The sequence below is a fragment of the Methylomonas koyamae genome, assembly GCF_006483455.1.
Lineage (GTDB): Bacteria > Pseudomonadota > Gammaproteobacteria > Methylococcales > Methylomonadaceae > Methylomonas > Methylomonas koyamae_B.
In genome coordinates this window covers 25241-41311 of sequence record NZ_PPPU01000051.1, presented here as the reverse complement: position 1 = coordinate 41311, position 16071 = coordinate 25241, and the positions used below count along the sequence as shown (strand labels likewise).

Sequence of the window (16071 nt, the reverse complement as noted above, 5' to 3'; positions counted from 1 at the left end):
CTGGAAGCGGTGCCCGATGAAAGTACCATTTTGCAGTTCCGCCATCTGTTGGAAGCCCACGGATTAACCGAACAGATTTTCGCAGCCATCAACCAAACGCTGGGGGAACGCGGCCTGTTTTTAAGAGCCGGCACCATCGTCGACGCCAGCCTGATTGCCGCGCCGACCTCGACCAAAAACCAAGACAAAGCGCGTGACCCGGAGATGCATTCGAGCAAGAAAGGCAACCAATGGTTTTTCGGCAGCAAATTTCACATTGGCGTCGATAGCGAAACCGGCTTGGTGCATACCCTCACAGTCACCTCTGGCAATGTCAGTGACGTGGCCGAAGCCGCCAACCTGCTGCACGGCGAAGAACCATTCGTGCAGGGCGACGCTGGCTATCAAGGCTTGGACAAGCGCCCCGAGATGCCAACCGAAAATCCACCCGCGTGTGTCATTGCGATGCGCCCTGGCAAGCTGGCCAAGTTAACTCAGGACGATAGCGAAGAAGCCCGGCAATTGCGCGAGGCAGCCCGCGAACTGGCCAGCCGCCGGGCCAAAGTCGAGCACGTGTTTCGGGACATTAAAGTCCGATTTGGTTACGCCAAGAATCGCTATCGCGGTTTAGCCAAAAACGCCGCCCGATTAACCTTTTTGACCGCGATTGCGAATGTGCTGCGCGGTGATGCGTACGAACGTCGCTGCCTCATTGCGTCTGAAATTTGAAAATAGGCCCAAAAAAGGGCTTGTTCTCGAGAAAATCCGGCTGTTTTGATGAAAAAACGGTCGATTATTGAAATCTTTGACCTATCTTAGAAATTACTGTCGTTCAAAACGGCAGTTTTTCAGAGGTTCCTTAACAAACTTACCAGCTCACAATAAACTAAGTTTGAAATTTATGTTGATTGCGAATGATATGTATTCTAGAGCTGCTCAAACAGCGGGAGCTGGGGCATTATTATATCCGCCGAATAATATGAGCATATCACTGGATGGAGCATTAAAGTTTTCGCAAAGATTTGCTACTAAAGGATTTCCTGATACACCTGTCCCAGTAGTAGGGACTTATAATCCATCTGCTCCAATTAGAATCGGTCCGCCTTTTGCTGTATATGGTAATTGGGCGGCTACAAATCTAAGTGATTCGTTGTACAATATGGCGGAGGAGCCTAGTATTCAACTTATTTCACATACTGATTCAACAGTAGTAATTACATTTAATTTTGATACAAGAACCCCATCGGGAAGCTACTATAACACATTCTTCATTGATAATTTAAAGGTAGTATTAGACAATATTGCACTGCCATCTCCAGCTTTTTCAGATCAAGATCATGATGGTATCGCCGACATCGCTGATAATTGTCTAACAGTACCAAATACAAATCAACATGATGGAGATAATGATCATTATGGTAATGCGTGTGATGGTGATTTAAATCAAGATGGTTTTGTTGATTATTCTGATATAGAATAACTGGCCTGAATGTTTATTTTGTAGATAATAGCGAATATGATTTCAATGATGATGGTGTTATTAATGAGTCTGATTGGATGAACTATATGTTCTTTTATCCAACGAAACCAGGATTGTATGGGCATGGTGATCCAGGCTTAGCAGGTTGGTGAAAAACTATATTTGAGACGCTAATTTTGCTCAATCGAACCAGCATTTAGTAGGAAAGCAGCTTCATCGCCACTAAATATAGATTCATTCAAAGCCAAAAAAGAGTTTTTCACCAACCTGTTAGCGCCGGGCCCGTCAGGTTATTTTCAAAAAATTTGTTTCGCCTTTACATGCAAGCGGAATGGCAATTTTAAAGTTTCAGAGTGCCTGTTTAATTCTTGAAGCTCATGTCATTTTTACCTACAGCAACGCCGACGGCCGGATTATGGCTAAATTGATAGAAGGCTAACGCCAGCGTTGGCCGCAGCGGGTCGCGGCCTTCGTCTCGTTGGGTTCGCTCCGTTATTTGTCGGCGATGCGACTGGTCGATGCGGTGGTCGGCAATTCGTCCAGCGGCCTGTTGGAAGCACCGGCATTCAAGGTTCCGACCGTCAATATCGGCGACCGCCAGCGCGGCCGCTTGTGTGCTGCCAGCGTGCTAAATTGCCCGCCGCAGGCCGAGGCGATCGTCGCAGCGCTGGCACAAATCTGGTCCGGCGCATTGGCGCCGGTATCGGCAAATTTGCAACATCCTTACGGTAGCGGCGGCGCATCGGCGGCGATCAAGCAAGTTTTAAAAAATACCGATTTGCAGGGGCTGCTGAAAAAACGTTTCCACGACATGGCTAAGCAGTGATGAGCGATTGGCTCCACGAATACCGCGACCAGAATGCCGGAGATTTGTGCGAACCAGCGAATTTCGCCTATGCCGAAGTCAGCCGGATTGTCGCCGATCAATACCGTTTGGCGACGGCGCTGAGCGGCAACGGTTTGATCTTGCCGGCGTGGCCGGCCGAGCCGAAGGCTTGGTAGCGCTCTTGACAGAGCTTTTGCATCGCATCTCTGGCCGCCGCGAAAGTCTTGCGCGCATCCAATTCGGCGACATTGTCTGGCTGGGCCAAAAAGCGGCGCATGGCGCCGGTCGAGGCCATGCGCAGGTCGGTGTCGATGTTGACCTTGCGTACGCCGTACTTGATGCCTTCGACGATTTCGGCAACCGGCACGCCATAGGTTTGCCGAATCTCGCCGCCGTGGGCGTTGATGATTGCCAGCCATTCCTGCGGCACGGAACTGGAGCCGTGCATGACGAAATGCATGTTGGGCAGGCGTTGCTGCAATTCGCGCAATCGGCTGATGACTAACACCTCGCCGGTGGGCGGCTTGCTGAATTTGTAAGCCCCGTGGCTGGTGCCGATGGCAACGGCCAATGCATCGACTCGCGTCAGTTCGACGAACTGAGCGGCTTCGTCGGGGTCGGTCAGCAGCCGGCTGTGGTCGGTATCGGCTTCCAGCGAACCCAGACAGCCGATCTCGCCTTCCACCGACACGCCGCAGGCATGGGCCATGTCGACCACTTTACGAGTGACTTCGACGTTGTATTCGAACGACGCCGGGGTTTTCATGTCCTCCATTAGCGAGCCGTCCATCATTACCGAGCTGAAGCCGTTTTGGATCGCTTGCGCGCAAATCGCTGGACTCGGCGCATGATCGCGGTGCATCACCACCGGAATATGTGGATATTGCTCAACGGCAGCCTGGATCAAATGCCGCAGGAAAATTTCGCCGGCATAGCGGTTGGCGCCGGCCGAGCCCTGCATGATCACCGGGCTGTCGCAAGCGTCGGCGGCCTGCATGATGGCCTGAACTTGTTCCATGTTGCTGATGTTGAAGGCGGGTACTGCGAAATTGTGCTCGGCTGCGTAGTCGAGCAGTTGTCTGAGTGAAACCAGGGCCATAATGGATTTTTAGTTCGATGGAGCGGAAAGATTGATCGTGTTGCTTCGGCGCGGGTTGGGCCGCCGCAGGTTGATAATACTTGGATTTTACACGTTTTGCCGGGCGGGCTTGGTAGCGAAGGGGGTGGCAGGCGGCTTCTACAATTAAGAATAGCCAGGGAAACCGCTGTCAACTTAGTGGTGATGTTTGAGCAGAGCCGGGGATATACTGTGGTCGCGATTCGGATGGAAGTGAACGGATACCGATTTGCAGGTTATGCCTAAGCGTTCGAAATCCGGATTGCGCCTAAACTTAGGCTACTGGCATGGAACCATCAATTTAGGAGTGTGACTATGAAACAAGCTAAGCGCGGTATCTTTCCCTGTTTGCTGATAGGGTTGCTGGCAACGGTCGCGGCACCGGCGAGCGCGTCGTACCAAGTAGTGAATGTTGCAGCCACCGCAGGGCCGTGGATGTGGGAGGCGGGGGGCTTGAACGACAGCTACCGTTACGGTCTCGGCGCCGACGGCAGTCCGGTTTCGCCCGACTATACGGCACCGTCCCGGCTTAAATTGGCGGATATTGGCATCGGGGCGGGTGATGCCTTGTTCATCGGGTATAGCAGCGGTCTTACCAGCGCCATCGGCGGGGTACCGGCGGTGGATAACAGCGGCTATGTGGGCAGTTCGTATAAAGACGATCAGCCGGGATCGAGCGGGCAGGTGTTACCGAGTTTCTACCTGCCCGGCGAATGGGGCGTGGCGCAAAATCCAGCGAACCCCGCCTCTTACGGTGTGTTCTTGCAAGCCTTGCTCGGTGCGCTCACCGATGACGCCGGCAATATTGTTGAGCTGTTCAGTCTGGGGACGGTGGTTGACGACAACGGCAATCCCACGCCGGTAAGCGGCGTCGCGTTTACCGTCCCGGTCGGCGTTAGCTACATTCAATTCGGTTTTAACGACGATATCTTTCGTGACAATACCGGGTCGGTCAGTGTCTGTGTCAATGGCGACGACGCGCAATGTACCGCGCCGGTGCCATTGCCCGCTGCCGCTTGGTTGTTCGGCGTCGGCATAGCGGGTATGTTGGGGTATAGGCCGCGGCGGCGATCTCGGGGTTGATCCTGCCGATTTTCAGGCTGCCAACTTCGCTTTTAAGGCAGCGGGCCATTGCCGATTGGACTAACCTTATGGTTTTAGTCAGTCGTGGCCGGAAACGGCCGGGGAGTCAAGCAAGGCATGAGCCGGGTTTTTATCATCGCCGAGGCGGGAGTTAATCATAACGGAGATCTGGAAACCGCGATGCGGCTGGTGGACGCGGCGGCGGCGGCGGGAGCCGATGCAGTAAAATTCCAGACCTTCAAGGCCGAAAAATTGGTAACGCAGACTGCAGCCAAGGCCGATTACCAAAAACATACGACCGATGCTTCGGAAAGCCAACTCGATATGCTGCGCAAGTTGGAGTTGAAGTACGAGTTTCACCTCCTCTTGCGCGATTACTGCCGCAGTCGCGCTATCGAATTTCTGTCTACCGCCTTCGATATTGACAGTTTGCGGTTCTTGGTCGACGAAGTCGGTGTGGCCAGACTCAAAATTCCGTCCGGAGAAATTACCAACGGCCCGTTCTTACTGGCCCATGCCGAAACCGGCAAGGACATTATTGTTTCCACCGGTATGGCGACGATGGGGGAAGTGGAGACTGCGTTGGGGGTTTTGGCCTTCGGCTATCTCGGGTGGAGCCAGCCCGGTCTGGCCCGGTTTCGCGAGGCTTACGCTTCGGCGCAAGGCCAAAGCGTGTTGCGGCAAAAAGTTACCTTGCTGCACTGCACCAGCGAATATCCGACGCCGCCGGAGCACGCGCATTTGCGGGCCATGGATACGCTGGCCCAGGCTTTCGGCTTGCCGGCCGGGTACTCGGATCATACCGAGGGATTGGCGGTGCCGATCGCTGCCGCGGCCCGCGGTGCGGTGTTAATTGAGAAACATTTCACGTTGGACCGCAGCTTGAAAGGGCCGGATCATCAAGTCTCCTTGGAGCCGGACGAGCTGAAACAAATGGTCGAAGCAGTCAGAGTAGTGGAGCATGCGCTTGGCTCGCCGCTGAAAGTACCGCAACCGGTTGAGTTGAAAACTCGCGATGTCGCTCGAAAAAGTCTGGTCGCGGCCGAGGTTATCGCCGCCGGCGATTCGTTTAGTGTCGAAAATTTGGCGTGCAAGCGTCCCGGTACCGGCTTAAGCCCGATGGAATATTGGCGGCTTTTGGGCGTTGTCAGCCCACAAAGCTATCAGGTCGACGATTTGATTGCCGGCGGGCGGGAGCCGCGATGAAAAAGCCGGTGATATTGCTGGGGAGCGGCGGCCATGCCAAGGTGTTGTTGGGCATGTTGCAACGCTGCGGTTTCGAAATCGTCGGCGTGACCGATCCGGCGCGGCTGCCGGGTAGCGAATGGCTGGGCTGCCGAGTTCTGGGCGGAGACGAGGCGGTACGCGGCTTCGAGCCGGATCAAGTGTTGCTGGTCAATGGCATCGGTTCCTTACCGCACGACAACCGTATGCGCAGCACCTTGTTCGACGACTTCTGCGCCGCCGGCTACCGCTTCCAAAGCGTGTTGGACCCGGCGGCGTTTGTGGCCGGGCAAGTGCGTCTGGCAGCCGGGGTGCAGGTCATGGCCGGTGCTGTGATACAAGTTGGCGCGTTAATTGCTGAGAACTGTATCGTCAACAGCGGAGCAATTGTTGACCACGAGTGCCGGATCGGCCGTCACGTCCACATCGCACCGGGGGCGGTGCTTAGCGGGGGCGTTGAAATCGGCGATGGTACGCATATTGGTACCGGGGCGGTGGTGATTCAGGGTATACGTATCGGCAGCGGCAGTATCGTCGGCGCCGGCAGCGTCGTCACCAAGGACATCGGCGCGCGCCAGATCGTGTATCCGGCTCGTTCTCAGATTCAGGATTTATAGACATGAAGCAGCATTGGCAGCAAGTATTGATCAGGCCGGAAGCGAGCCTGCGGACGACGATAGAAGTGATCGACCGCGGCGCATTGCAAATTGCGTTGGTGGTGGACGACCTGGAAAAATTGGTCGGGGTCGTCACCGACGGCGATATCCGCCGGGCGCTGATTCGCGGTTTGTCGTTGGAACACCCGGTGGTCGATGTGATGAACAAGCGGCCTAAGGTCGCGAGTTTACTCGACAGTAAAACTCAGTTGATTGCGATGATGGAAGGGCATCATCTCTATCAATTGCCGGTGGTCGACGATCAGGGCAGGGTGATGCGGCTGGAGTCGCTTCAAGCGCTGTATAAACAACCGTCGTTTCCGAACCCGGTATTTCTGATGGCCGGCGGTTTTGGTAAGCGCTTGCGGCCTTACACCGACGATTGCCCGAAGCCGTTGTTGGAAATCGGCGGCAAGCCTATTTTGCAAACCATCATTGAGAATTTCGTGAAATCCGGTTTCCGCCAGTTTTTCATCGCGGTGCACTACAAGGCCGACCAAATCAAAAACTATTTCGGTGACGGCGGCCGCTGGGGGATTTCGATCAGTTATATCGACGAAGCCGAGCCGATGGGGACTGCCGGTGCGATCGGCTTATTGCCGGACGAGTTGCCGGATGTGCCGCTGATCGTGATGAACGGCGACATTCTGACTCAAATCGATTTTTCCCGTTTGCTGGCTTACCACAACGAACAGCAGGCGATCGCGACGATGTGCGTCCGGCATTACGAGTACCAAATACCGTACGGCGTGGTCTCGGCCGAACAGCAACGCATCGTCGGCATTGAGGAAAAGCCGCTGCAGAGCTGTTTGGCGAACGCGGGAATTTATGTGTTAGATCACAGTTTGGTAAAGAGCATTGCCGAGCAGAAAAAGCTGGATATGCCGACCCTTTTTAATCAGCAAATCGCTCTAGGCGAGGCGGTGTCTATGTTTGCGGTCAATGACTACTGGTTGGACATCGGCCGCGAAGCCGACTTTTTACGCGCCCAAGGCGAATTTGCCCAGTATTTTTGAAAGTGCGAGGTTAAAGGAATTCAAAACGACGCCGATACATCCTTCGAGTTCGAAATGAATCATTTTTCTTCAGTCACTTAACCAACATCAGTCGTTTCCGCTCACGTAGCCGGACGTACTAGGAGGATAACATCATGTCAATGGTCATCAACACCAACGTAGCTTCATTAACCAGCCAACGGTTATTGAGCAATACCACTAGCTCGCTGAAAACCTCCATGGAGAGATTGTCCTCCGGTTTGCGGGTTAACTCTGCCAAAGACGACGCTGCGGGCTTGGCGATCAGCGACGGTATGACCTCGCAAATCAGAGGTATGACCGTGGCGATCCGTAATGCCAACGACGGTATTTCAATGGCGCAAACTGCAGAGAGCGCAATGGGTTCTATCACCGAGACCATGCAACGGATGCGGGACTTGGCGGTACAGGCTTCCAACTTCGGTGCGGTAAGCTCTAGCGATCGGGAAAAATTGCAGACCGAATTCAAACAGTTGGGCGATGAGATTGGCCGTATCATCAAGAATACCGAGTTCAACGGTAAAAAAGTGTTGAACGGTTCATTGGCTAACGTCAATTTCCAAGTGGGGGCCGGAACCTCGGCCAACAACCAGATTTCGATCAACGTCAGTGATTTGGCTACCGCTTCAGGTATACAATCGTTGTTCAGTACCGGTGCGGTTTCTATCGGTTCCGGCGCCGCTTCCGGCGATACCAGGGATGCGATCGACGCCATTGATAACGCGATCAAAAAGATCGATACTTTCCGCTCGACTTTGGGTGCTATCCAAAACCGCTTTACCACGACTATCGGCAATTTGCAGTCTTCGATCGAAAACCAAAGCGCCGCACGGTCTAGAATTATGGATGCCGATTTCGCAACCGAAACTTCTAACCTGAGCCGGACCCAAATTCTGCAACAAGCCGGTACGGCGATGCTGGCGCAAGCCAATCAGTCATCGCAAACGGTGCTCAGCTTGCTTAGATAAGGTTAGTAGGAAGGCTGCTTAACCGCGGCCTTCCATCATGTTTACTTAACAAGGGTTAATGTCATGAACAGTGAAATTACAAATGTGTTGAAACTGGTTCCTGTGACTACCGTAAAAACCGATAAGCAAGAGACGGGTAAAGTACTACCGCAAAACGCGAAGGCGACAAACGATCAGGGCGGCAGCAATGTCGCCGCTTTATCTCAAGACAAACAAGGCGCGGTAACCGCTTTGGCTGGAAACGAGAAAAAAGACAAAGCCGATCAAAAGCCGCCGCTGGAGGTAGTCCGGCAAGCCGCAAAAGAGGGAAATTCCATACTGCAAGCGACTCAACGCAATTTGCAGTTCAAAATCGACTCCGATACCAAAGAAGTTGTGGTCAAGATCGTCGATAGCGAAAGTGGAGAATTGGTGCGGCAAATTCCATCCGAAGAAATGTTGGCTTTTATCAAGCGGATGCAGGAACTGGAAGGCGATCAGGGTTCGGTGATTCAGGACCGAGCTTAGTCGGTTTGGGAGGGTGTCATGGGCATAGTGTCTTCTACGGGTCTCGGCAGCGGTATCGATATTCAAGGGCTGGTCTCGCAACTGGCTAGGGCGGAGACTCAACCGCAGTTGAATGCGATTCAACGGCAACGAGATACCGCCAGCGCCAGGCTGAGCGGCTTGGGGACATTAAAAAGCGCACTATCCGACTTTCAAACGGCAATCAATGCCTTGAAAGACGGTAGTGCCTTTCGTGCGCATACCAGCTCGTCTTCGGACGAGTCCAAACTCAAAATTACGGCGGACGCGTTTGCCGCTAGCGGAACTTATGCGCTGGAAATCACGCAGCTGGCCAAGGCGCAGAAAGCCGTTGCCAACGTCGAGTTTGCCGGAGTGACGAGTGCATTGAACTCGGGCACGCTATCGTTCTCGGCGACCTCGGGCGACAGCTTCAATATTACGGTCGACAGCAGTAACAATACCTTGGAAAAACTGCGCGATGCGATCAACAAAGCCGACGGCAATACTTTTGTTTCGGCCAGTATCGTCAATGTCGACAACGCGACCCATACTGGTACCGTGTCCAAATTGGTATTAACCGCAAAAAACACGGGTACCGCCAGCGGCTTCACCGTGAGTGGCACCGATGACGGCAATATCGGCGGTAACGTCAGTCTGGCGCAACTATCTTCCGCCAACCTGGATATCAAAACTGTCGCGCAGGACGCCGTGATTTCAATCGATGGTCAAACCGCGACCAGAAGCAGTAATAGTATTACCGATGTATTGCCCGGTGTGACGTTGAATCTGGCCGCGCAAACCGAGGCGAACAAGCCGGTGACTATCAACGTCGGCGTCGATAACGATGCGATAGCGAATAGCATCAATGCTTTCGTCACCGCCTACAACAAATTGAATAGCACGGTAAAAAATCTCGGCAAATACGGCGGTAGTAGCGACGGTAGCGGCAACGGCGCATTGATCGGCGATTCGACCTTGCGTTATGTTGCGACCCAGATTCGGCAGAACACGTCCGGAACCGTATCCTCCGCCAGTGGGGACTACAATTCCTTGGCGATGATCGGGGTTTCCGTCAACAAGGACGGCGTGATGTCCTTGGACAGTTCCAAATTAAAAACCGCATTGGCCGCCAATTTTCAGTCTGTTAGCGATGTGTTTTCGTCTACCGACGGCGTCGCGACTCGATTGGCTTCAAAGCTGTCCGGGTTGTTGCAATCCGGTGGCTCGATAGATAGCCAGCAAACGTCGTTGAACAAAACCATTTCCAAACTGGACGACCGGAAAGACGACGTCAATGTCAGGTTCGAGCGGGTGCAGGCGGCTTTACAGAAACAATTTATCGCAATGGATAGTGCGGTCGGACAATTTAAGAATACGGGTAGTTTTCTGACGAATTGGATTAACTCGTTGTAATAGGGGATTAATATGTACGCAATGGCGAAAACTCGAAACGGTGCAAGGCAGTACGCAGATGTACATACCTCTAGCGGCTTAGGCGAAGAGTCACCGCATCGGCTGATACAAATGTTGATGGAAGGCTTTCTAGCCAGAATCAACTCCGCAAAAGGTGCGATCGCTCACGGCGATTTGGAAGCCAAGAGCGTTTATATCTCCAAAGCCATGGGTATCATCGGCGGCTTGAATGAGGCCGTCGATATCGAACAAGGCGGAGACATCGCCGCCAATCTGAATCAGCTGTATAACTACATTAACCTGCGTTTGTTACAAGCCAGCGGCGAGAACAGCGAACAGATTCTGGATGAAGTGGCGTCGTTGATGAAAGACATCAAAGAGGCGTGGGATGCCATCGGTTGAGTCGGTAAACCCCGAGCTTGGCCTCGAGCTCGATAACTATGAGGCAGTACTGCTGGGTTTCAAACGTCGGATCGAACAATGCCTGGCCGACGCCGAATGGGACGAGCTTCCCGCTATTTTGGCGTCCAGGCAGTCTTATCTGGAACGCATCGCCGGCCAGCAAATACCCGCTGAGCGTCGGGAATGGGTTAAGCAAGTTGCCCTGTCGACATTAGCCGACGATGCCGGATTTTTGAGTAAGGTCGAAGCCGACAAATCGGCGATGGCAAAACAACAGCAATCGCTGGAGCGCGGGATCCGCGCCACCCAGGCTTACAAAAAAACCTGATATCCGCCATTTTTCGCCGCCTACTGCGCGTAACGCTGTTTAAGCACTGAGCGTCAAAACAAACCTTCCGGCGTAGCCGGAGCAACACCGGCACTCCCTTCCGCCCAGCTGCCGGCCTCCGGCAAAGCCGCCGAAATTGCCGCCTCCGCCAATCCGCTATAATGCGGAACCGCTTTCTCGAACCAATTTTTTTCATGCCCAATTCCAGCAGAGATCAGGATATCCGCCGCGCAGCGGAGGCACCGCCATTGCCTTGCCGGCCGTGGCGATTCGTATTGTTTTGCTTGCAGCCTTTCGGCTGGCTGTTGCTGTTGATGCTGGTATTGGAAACCGGCCAGGCCGCCGGCAGCATTCTGGTGCCTTACGCGATCAAGGCGTTGATGGATGCGGTCGCAGCGCAGACGCTGCCGGTCGGCGATTGGCTGGAAACCTTCAAACAACCTCTGCTGATCCTGGTAGGCTTGAATGTCGCGGAGATCGTCTCCAGTCGGGCCAGCGGTGCGGTGCTAATCATGATGGGGCCGCGCTTGCGCCAGAGAACTACTCGCCTGCTGTTTGCTTATCTGCAATACCACGCGCCGCGCTATTTCGGTAACCACTTCGCCGGTGCGCTGGCGCATCGCATCAGCGAAACGGCGATGAGCGTCAACCATACCACCTGGGCCGTGATCTGCGATTTCTGGCCGATTGCCGTGACCTTTTCGGTTTCCGTAGCGCTATTGCTGCAAGAGCATCAAGGTCTGGGCCTGTTCGTTGCCGGTTGGGTCGCCGGCTATGTGCTGGTTTCGTACTGGCTGGCGACGCGCTGTCAGCCCTACGCCCAGGAATTCGCGGCCACCCGCAGCATGGTCAACGGCAAAATCGTCGATGCGGTAACCAATATTCTGAACGCCAAATTGTTCGCCCGCTTGCACCACGAGCGCGAATACCTGGACGAATTCCTGGCGACCGAACTGAAAAGTGCGCGCCGCACCTTCTGGTACATGGAGCGGGTGCGCTGGTTTCAATTCAGCGCAGCGGCCGTGCTAAAAATCGGCACGATCGGCTATGCCTTGCAACTATGGCAAGCCGGCGAAATCAGCGTCGGCGCGTTTGCGATGAGTACCGGGCTGGCGCTGTTGGTCATCGGCGATGCTCGTAACCTGAGCCGGCGCTTTCTGGAGTTCTTCGAGTACGTCGGCAACGTCGCCAATGGGGTTGAGACCATCGTCAAGCGCCACGAGATCGTCGACAGTGCCGACGCCAAGCCCTTAAAGATCGGCCGCGGCCGGATCGAATTCAGGAACGTCGATTTTTGCTACGAACCCGGCCGGCCGGTGTTTCAAGGTTTGAGTCTGACCATAGAACCGGGCCAGCGGGTCGGCTTGGTCGGATTTTCCGGCTCCGGCAAATCCACCTTCGTCAACCTGATCCTGCGCCACTTCGAGCCGCAAAGCGGGCAAATATTGATCGACGGCCAGGATATTCTGCAAGCCACGCAAGATTCGTTGCACGAACAGGTCAGCTTGATACCGCAAGACCCCAGCCTGTTCCACCGCAGCTTGCGCGAGAACATCGGCTACGGTCGCCTGGACGCGGAGATGGCCGAGATCGCCGAAGCCGCGCGCCTGGCCCATGCCGACGCTTTTATCGATGCGATGCCGGAAGGTTACGAATCCCTGGTCGGCGAGCGCGGCGTCAAATTGTCCGGCGGCCAGCGCCAGCGCATCGCCATCGCCCGGGTCATGTTGAAAGACGCGCCGATTCTGATTCTGGACGAAGCCACTTCCAGTCTGGACTCGGTCACTGAAAAAACCATCCAGGAAAATCTGGACCGGGTCATGGGCCGCAAAACCGTCATCGCCATTGCTCATCGCTTGTCCACCATCGCCCATCTGGACCGGATTCTGGTATTCGACCAGGGCCGCATCGTCGAAGACGGCAGCCACCAGGAATTGCTCGACAAACAAGGCTGTTATTACCGGCTGTGGACCATGCAGGCCGGCGGCTTCTTGCCGGAGGAAGTGTATTAGCCGATTTTGCTTCGTCCGGCCGAGCCCCTGGCTCGTTTATGCCGGGTAATACGGCGAATTCATGCCGATGTTGGCTTCACGGGTGACTTCGCCGTCGAACAATTTGACCGACAGATTGCCGCCGACGGTCCGGTTGTTGATCCCGCTCAGCCAGGTTTTCGACTTCAGGCCGGGCGATGTCCGCGAATTGGAAAACACCCTGGAACGTAGCGTTTTGTTCTGCAAGAGCAGCGAACTGACGCGTCTCGAGTTGGATCAGCCTGCCTCGGCCGCAGTCGGCAGCGACTGGAACGATCGCAAGCACAATTTATTGAAAGACGCCGAACAGGCCTTTCTGCAACAAGCCCTGCAAAGCCATCACGGCAACGTCAAGCAAGTTGCGGAAGCGATGGGTATTACGCCTAGAGCGGTTTACGCCAAATTAAAAAAACTGGACATCAAGCCCGGGCAATTTCGCTAGGCGGTTGCAGCCGGGTAAGGGGGCGGCCAGCTTATTCCCAGCTAAAGGCCGGCACAAAGGCGCTGGGAATTGGGTTGGTTGCCAGTAACTGGACAATCCGCGCCTTTGCCAATAAGCTGGGCTTTTTGCAATCATCCGGAGTTCGGTATGGACATTTCCTGCTACCGCAGTACGCCGAAAATCGTCGGCGCACTCATCGACGTACTTTATCAAAACCCAACCCTGGTGTTCGCCGTGGTGGTTGGGCTGAGCGGGTTGGTCGGAATTTGGCGCTATAAAGCCAATAACAAACCGGAATAGTCGCTGACGGTCCGGATGCAGGTAGTCGGGTTGGATTAATGCGCAAGCTCGACTGTGTCATCAAAGCCGGTTGATGTTGCCGCTACCGGTACCAGCAACCGCCATTGCCAGCCCTTTTTTGCACCAATTTGAAAGAGTCGTGCTGCTGCTGTTGCACTACGGTTGTGCAGGATTTGTCTCCAAGCTGCTTGAGTTTCGCGTTAAGTGACTGATTTATAACGGTACGGATAATTGGCACTCTTTCTGCTGTAGATCATAACGAAACACGTGAGGTGCGATCAGAAAAGCACCTTGTCAAAATGGCGACTAGGGTTCCGGCTCGTTTTCGAGTGTCAGCGACCGAGAGTTGCCGGCTTCTTTCGGGGAGCTACACGGCGGGATAAAAGCCCGGGAGGTCAGACGGTTTAATCAACCGGTCCGCCTCTACGTGTGGCTTTTTCAACCCGACTGGAGCTGCTCATGACCTCAAATTCCCACCGCAATTTCTCCCGATTCCCGGCATTGGTGCTTGCCGCGGCGTTGTTTTGTCTGTCGATCCCGGCGCGCGCCGAAATCAAGGTCGGCGTCAGCGATTGGCCCGGCTGGGTGGCATGGTACGTCGCCGAGAAAAACGGCTATTTCAAAAAATACGGGGCCAAGGTCAAATTGGTGTGGTTTGCCAATTACACCGACTCGATCTCGGCCTTGTCGGCCGGCCAGTTGGACGCCAATTGCCAAACCTGGTCCGACACCATGGCGCCGCTCAGTAAGAACGTGCCGGTCAAAGCCATCCTGGTCAACGATAATTCCGACGGCAACGACGCCTTGATGGTCAATCCCGCCATCAAAAGCTTTGCCGACCTGAAAGGCAAAACCATCGCCCTCGAGCAGTATTCGATTTCCCATTTCGTGCTCGCTACGGCGCTGAGCAAAAACGGCCTGAGTTTCGACGATATCAAAACCGTGAACCTGTCGGCCGGCGACGCGGCTGCGGCATTCCTGAGCGGCCGGGTCGATGCGACGGTGGTATGGAATCCCTGGGTCAATAATATCCAGGCCAGCGGCAAGGGCGCGGCGCTGTTTACATCCAAAGACATGCCCGGCCTGATCCCCGATTTGCTGGTCGCTCGAGTCAAAGCCATCGAAACTCACCGCGCCGAATTGGTCGGCATGATTAAAGCCTGGCAAGACACACAGCGCTTTATCCGCGAACAACCCGACCAGGCCGTTGCCATCATGGCCAAGGTGGTCGGCATGAAACCGGACGCCTACAAAGTGTTTCTGCCGGGCACCCGTTTCTTTACCCTCGAAGACAATCTCAAAGCCATGGCTGCGGCCAGCGAACCAGCCTCGCTGGCCGCGGTCGGTCCGACTATCGCCAGCTTTCTGAAAGACAATCGCCTAATCGAATCCGTGCCCGATTTAGCCGCCGGCTTTGACGCCTCGTTGGTGACCGAAGCGCTCGCCGCTCATTAGCTCAAGGTGGCGACTATGACTGACAATTTGAATCCGTGCCGACCGCTGTGGGCGATACGCGGCAGCTTGGATCGGCGTATCCATTGGCTGATCGCCTGCAGCGGTTTGCTGCTGGCACTGCTGGCTTGGTGGCTGGCTTCGACCGGTGGCGCGGTAGACCCGGTGTTTTTGCCGACCCCGCCGCTGGTGCTGAACAGCGCCTGGGAATGGCTGCACGACGGCGATTTGCTCGGCGACGTGGCGATCAGCGTTTACCGGGTAGTGGCCGGATTCTTATTGTCGGCGGTACTGGCCTTGCCCTTGGGCGTCCTGGTCGGCACTTATGCGCCGGTCAAGGCCTTGTTCGAACCTCTGACCGATTTCATCCGCTACATGCCGGCGGCGGCCTTCATTCCGCTGGTGATGCTGTGGGTCGGTATCGACGAAGGCGCCAAGATCGCGATCATTTTCATCGGTACTTTTTTCCAGATGCTGCTGATGATCGCCGAGGACGTGCGCCGGGTGCCGATGGAGCAAATCGAAGCGGCACAGACCATGGGCGCCGACCGCGACGAAATCGTGATGCGGGTGATCATGCCGTCGGCCAAGCCGGCGATTCTCGATACCTTACGAGTAACGATGGGCTGGGCCTGGACTTACCTGGTGGTGGCCGAGTTGGTTGCGGCCAATTCCGGGCTGGGTTTTGCGGTCTTGAAGGCGCAACGTTTTCTGCAAACCGACAAAATCTTCGCCGGCATCATCTTGATCGGCCTGTTCGGGCTCGCCACCGACCAATGCTTCCGCTGGGCACATCGCCGCAGCTTCCCCTGGCTGTACCGGAGATAGCG

Annotated in this window: 17 protein-coding genes, 1 pseudogene and 1 riboswitch; of the genes and pseudogenes, 17 read left to right on the top strand and 1 reads right to left on the bottom strand. The window is 54.9% G+C overall.

All coding sequences use genetic code 11. The annotated features are described in order from the left end of the window. The 3 genes and pseudogenes from C2U68_RS19015 to C2U68_RS19005 form a co-directional block, all read left to right on the top strand. A partial coding sequence (locus C2U68_RS19015; RefSeq protein ID WP_140914051.1) for an IS5 family transposase occupies window positions 1–708 on the top strand: 708 nt, incomplete at its 5' end. 172 nt (window positions 709–880) lie between these two features. Then, window positions 881–1459, top strand: a complete 579-nt coding sequence (locus tag C2U68_RS19010; RefSeq protein WP_140914050.1) for a thrombospondin type 3 repeat-containing protein — start codon at window positions 881–883, stop codon at window positions 1457–1459. A gap of 466 nt (window positions 1460–1925) precedes the next feature. Beyond that, window positions 1926–2285: pseudogene (locus C2U68_RS19005) on the top strand (UDP-N-acetylglucosamine 2-epimerase); the annotation flags it as partial. Between the two features lie 97 nt (window positions 2286–2382). Here the strand turns inward: C2U68_RS19005 and fba are convergent. Further along, the gene (fba, locus tag C2U68_RS19000; RefSeq protein WP_140914048.1) at window positions 2383–3384 is read right to left on the bottom strand and encodes a class II fructose-bisphosphate aldolase; all 1002 of its coding nucleotides are present in this window, start codon (window positions 3382–3384) and stop codon (window positions 2383–2385) included. Between the two features lie 333 nt (window positions 3385–3717). On the opposite strand from fba, the gene C2U68_RS18995 reads away from it, so the two are divergent. The 14 genes from C2U68_RS18995 to C2U68_RS18935 all read left to right on the top strand — a co-directional run bounded on the left by C2U68_RS18995 (window position 3718) and on the right by C2U68_RS18935 (window position 16069). After that, complete coding sequence (locus tag C2U68_RS18995) at window positions 3718–4485, top strand: VPLPA-CTERM sorting domain-containing protein (RefSeq protein WP_140914047.1); 768 nt, start codon at window positions 3718–3720, stop codon at window positions 4483–4485. 117 nt (window positions 4486–4602) lie between these two features. Beyond that, the gene (neuB, locus tag C2U68_RS18990) at window positions 4603–5691 is read left to right on the top strand and encodes an N-acetylneuraminate synthase (RefSeq protein WP_140914046.1); all 1089 of its coding nucleotides are present in this window, start codon (window positions 4603–4605) and stop codon (window positions 5689–5691) included. Next, a complete protein-coding gene (locus C2U68_RS18985) occupies window positions 5688–6326 on the top strand; it encodes an acetyltransferase (protein WP_140914045.1) in 639 nt (212 codons plus the stop codon). Before neuB ends, C2U68_RS18985 begins: the two co-directional genes overlap by 4 nt. Window positions 6327–6328: 2 nt before the next feature. Then, window positions 6329–7381, top strand: a complete 1053-nt coding sequence (locus C2U68_RS18980) for a nucleotidyltransferase family protein (protein ID WP_140914044.1) — start codon at window positions 6329–6331, stop codon at window positions 7379–7381. A 134-nt stretch (window positions 7382–7515) separates the two neighbouring features. Further along, a complete protein-coding gene (locus tag C2U68_RS18975) occupies window positions 7516–8367 on the top strand; it encodes a flagellin (RefSeq protein ID WP_140914043.1) in 852 nt (283 codons plus the stop codon). A 63-nt stretch (window positions 8368–8430) separates the two neighbouring features. Beyond that, on the top strand, window positions 8431–8874 hold the full coding sequence (locus tag C2U68_RS18970) for a flagellar protein FlaG (protein ID WP_140914042.1): 444 nt from the start codon (window positions 8431–8433) through the stop codon (window positions 8872–8874). An 18-nt stretch (window positions 8875–8892) separates the two neighbouring features. Next, window positions 8893–10287, top strand: a complete 1395-nt coding sequence (fliD, locus tag C2U68_RS18965; protein ID WP_140914041.1) for a flagellar filament capping protein FliD — start codon at window positions 8893–8895, stop codon at window positions 10285–10287. A 12-nt stretch (window positions 10288–10299) separates the two neighbouring features. Next, entirely contained in the window at window positions 10300–10689 is a 390-nt protein-coding gene (gene fliS, locus C2U68_RS18960; RefSeq protein WP_064026060.1) for a flagellar export chaperone FliS, read from the top strand. Then, window positions 10676–11017 carry a flagellar protein FliT gene (gene fliT, locus C2U68_RS18955; protein WP_140914040.1) on the top strand — a complete coding sequence of 114 codons (342 nt, stop codon included), beginning with the start codon at window positions 10676–10678 and terminating at the stop codon, window positions 11015–11017. The genes fliS and fliT overlap by 14 nt, the downstream gene beginning before the upstream one ends. 194 nt (window positions 11018–11211) lie before the next feature. After that, a complete protein-coding gene (locus C2U68_RS18950) occupies window positions 11212–13029 on the top strand; it encodes an ABC transporter ATP-binding protein (RefSeq protein ID WP_140914039.1) in 1818 nt (605 codons plus the stop codon). Between the two features lie 61 nt (window positions 13030–13090). Next, window positions 13091–13489 carry a helix-turn-helix domain-containing protein gene (locus C2U68_RS18945; RefSeq protein ID WP_140914038.1) on the top strand — a complete coding sequence of 133 codons (399 nt, stop codon included), beginning with the start codon at window positions 13091–13093 and terminating at the stop codon, window positions 13487–13489. A 147-nt stretch (window positions 13490–13636) separates the two neighbouring features. Continuing rightward, window positions 13637–13789, top strand: coding sequence for a hypothetical protein (locus C2U68_RS21335; RefSeq protein WP_186289673.1), 153 nt, complete (start codon window positions 13637–13639; stop codon window positions 13787–13789). A gap of 295 nt (window positions 13790–14084) precedes the next feature. Next, window positions 14085–14185: riboswitch (guanidine-I (ykkC/yxkD leader) on the top strand. 63 nt (window positions 14186–14248) lie between these two features. Further along, complete coding sequence (locus C2U68_RS18940) at window positions 14249–15244, top strand: ABC transporter substrate-binding protein (RefSeq protein WP_140914037.1); 996 nt, start codon at window positions 14249–14251, stop codon at window positions 15242–15244. A 15-nt stretch (window positions 15245–15259) separates the two neighbouring features. Further along, window positions 15260–16069, top strand: a complete 810-nt coding sequence (locus C2U68_RS18935; RefSeq protein ID WP_140914036.1) for an ABC transporter permease — start codon at window positions 15260–15262, stop codon at window positions 16067–16069. The last annotated feature ends 2 nt before the right edge of the window (window positions 16070–16071 follow it).

Bases quoted from the DNA above. Each gene is read 5' to 3' on its own strand.
- C2U68_RS19010 (WP_140914050.1), top strand. From the start codon at position 881: ATGTTGATTGCGAATGATATGTATTCTAGAGCTGCTCAAACAGCGGGA.
- fba (WP_140914048.1), bottom strand. From the start codon at position 3,384: ATGGCCCTGGTTTCACTCAGACAACTGCTCGACTACGCAGCCGAGCAC.
- C2U68_RS18995 (WP_140914047.1), top strand. From the start codon at position 3,718: ATGAAACAAGCTAAGCGCGGTATCTTTCCCTGTTTGCTGATAGGGTTG.
- neuB (WP_140914046.1), top strand. From the start codon at position 4,603: ATGAGCCGGGTTTTTATCATCGCCGAGGCGGGAGTTAATCATAACGGA.
- C2U68_RS18985 (WP_140914045.1), top strand. From the start codon at position 5,688: ATGAAAAAGCCGGTGATATTGCTGGGGAGCGGCGGCCATGCCAAGGTG.
- C2U68_RS18980 (WP_140914044.1), top strand. From the start codon at position 6,329: ATGAAGCAGCATTGGCAGCAAGTATTGATCAGGCCGGAAGCGAGCCTG.
- C2U68_RS18975 (WP_140914043.1), top strand. From the start codon at position 7,516: ATGTCAATGGTCATCAACACCAACGTAGCTTCATTAACCAGCCAACGG.
- C2U68_RS18970 (WP_140914042.1), top strand. From the start codon at position 8,431: ATGAACAGTGAAATTACAAATGTGTTGAAACTGGTTCCTGTGACTACC.
- fliD (WP_140914041.1), top strand. From the start codon at position 8,893: ATGGGCATAGTGTCTTCTACGGGTCTCGGCAGCGGTATCGATATTCAA.
- fliS (WP_064026060.1), top strand. From the start codon at position 10,300: ATGTACGCAATGGCGAAAACTCGAAACGGTGCAAGGCAGTACGCAGAT.
- fliT (WP_140914040.1), top strand. From the start codon at position 10,676: ATGCCATCGGTTGAGTCGGTAAACCCCGAGCTTGGCCTCGAGCTCGAT.
- C2U68_RS18950 (WP_140914039.1), top strand. From the start codon at position 11,212: ATGCCCAATTCCAGCAGAGATCAGGATATCCGCCGCGCAGCGGAGGCA.
- C2U68_RS18945 (WP_140914038.1), top strand. From the start codon at position 13,091: ATGCCGATGTTGGCTTCACGGGTGACTTCGCCGTCGAACAATTTGACC.
- C2U68_RS21335 (WP_186289673.1), top strand. From the start codon at position 13,637: ATGGACATTTCCTGCTACCGCAGTACGCCGAAAATCGTCGGCGCACTC.
- C2U68_RS18940 (WP_140914037.1), top strand. From the start codon at position 14,249: ATGACCTCAAATTCCCACCGCAATTTCTCCCGATTCCCGGCATTGGTG.
- C2U68_RS18935 (WP_140914036.1), top strand. From the start codon at position 15,260: ATGACTGACAATTTGAATCCGTGCCGACCGCTGTGGGCGATACGCGGC.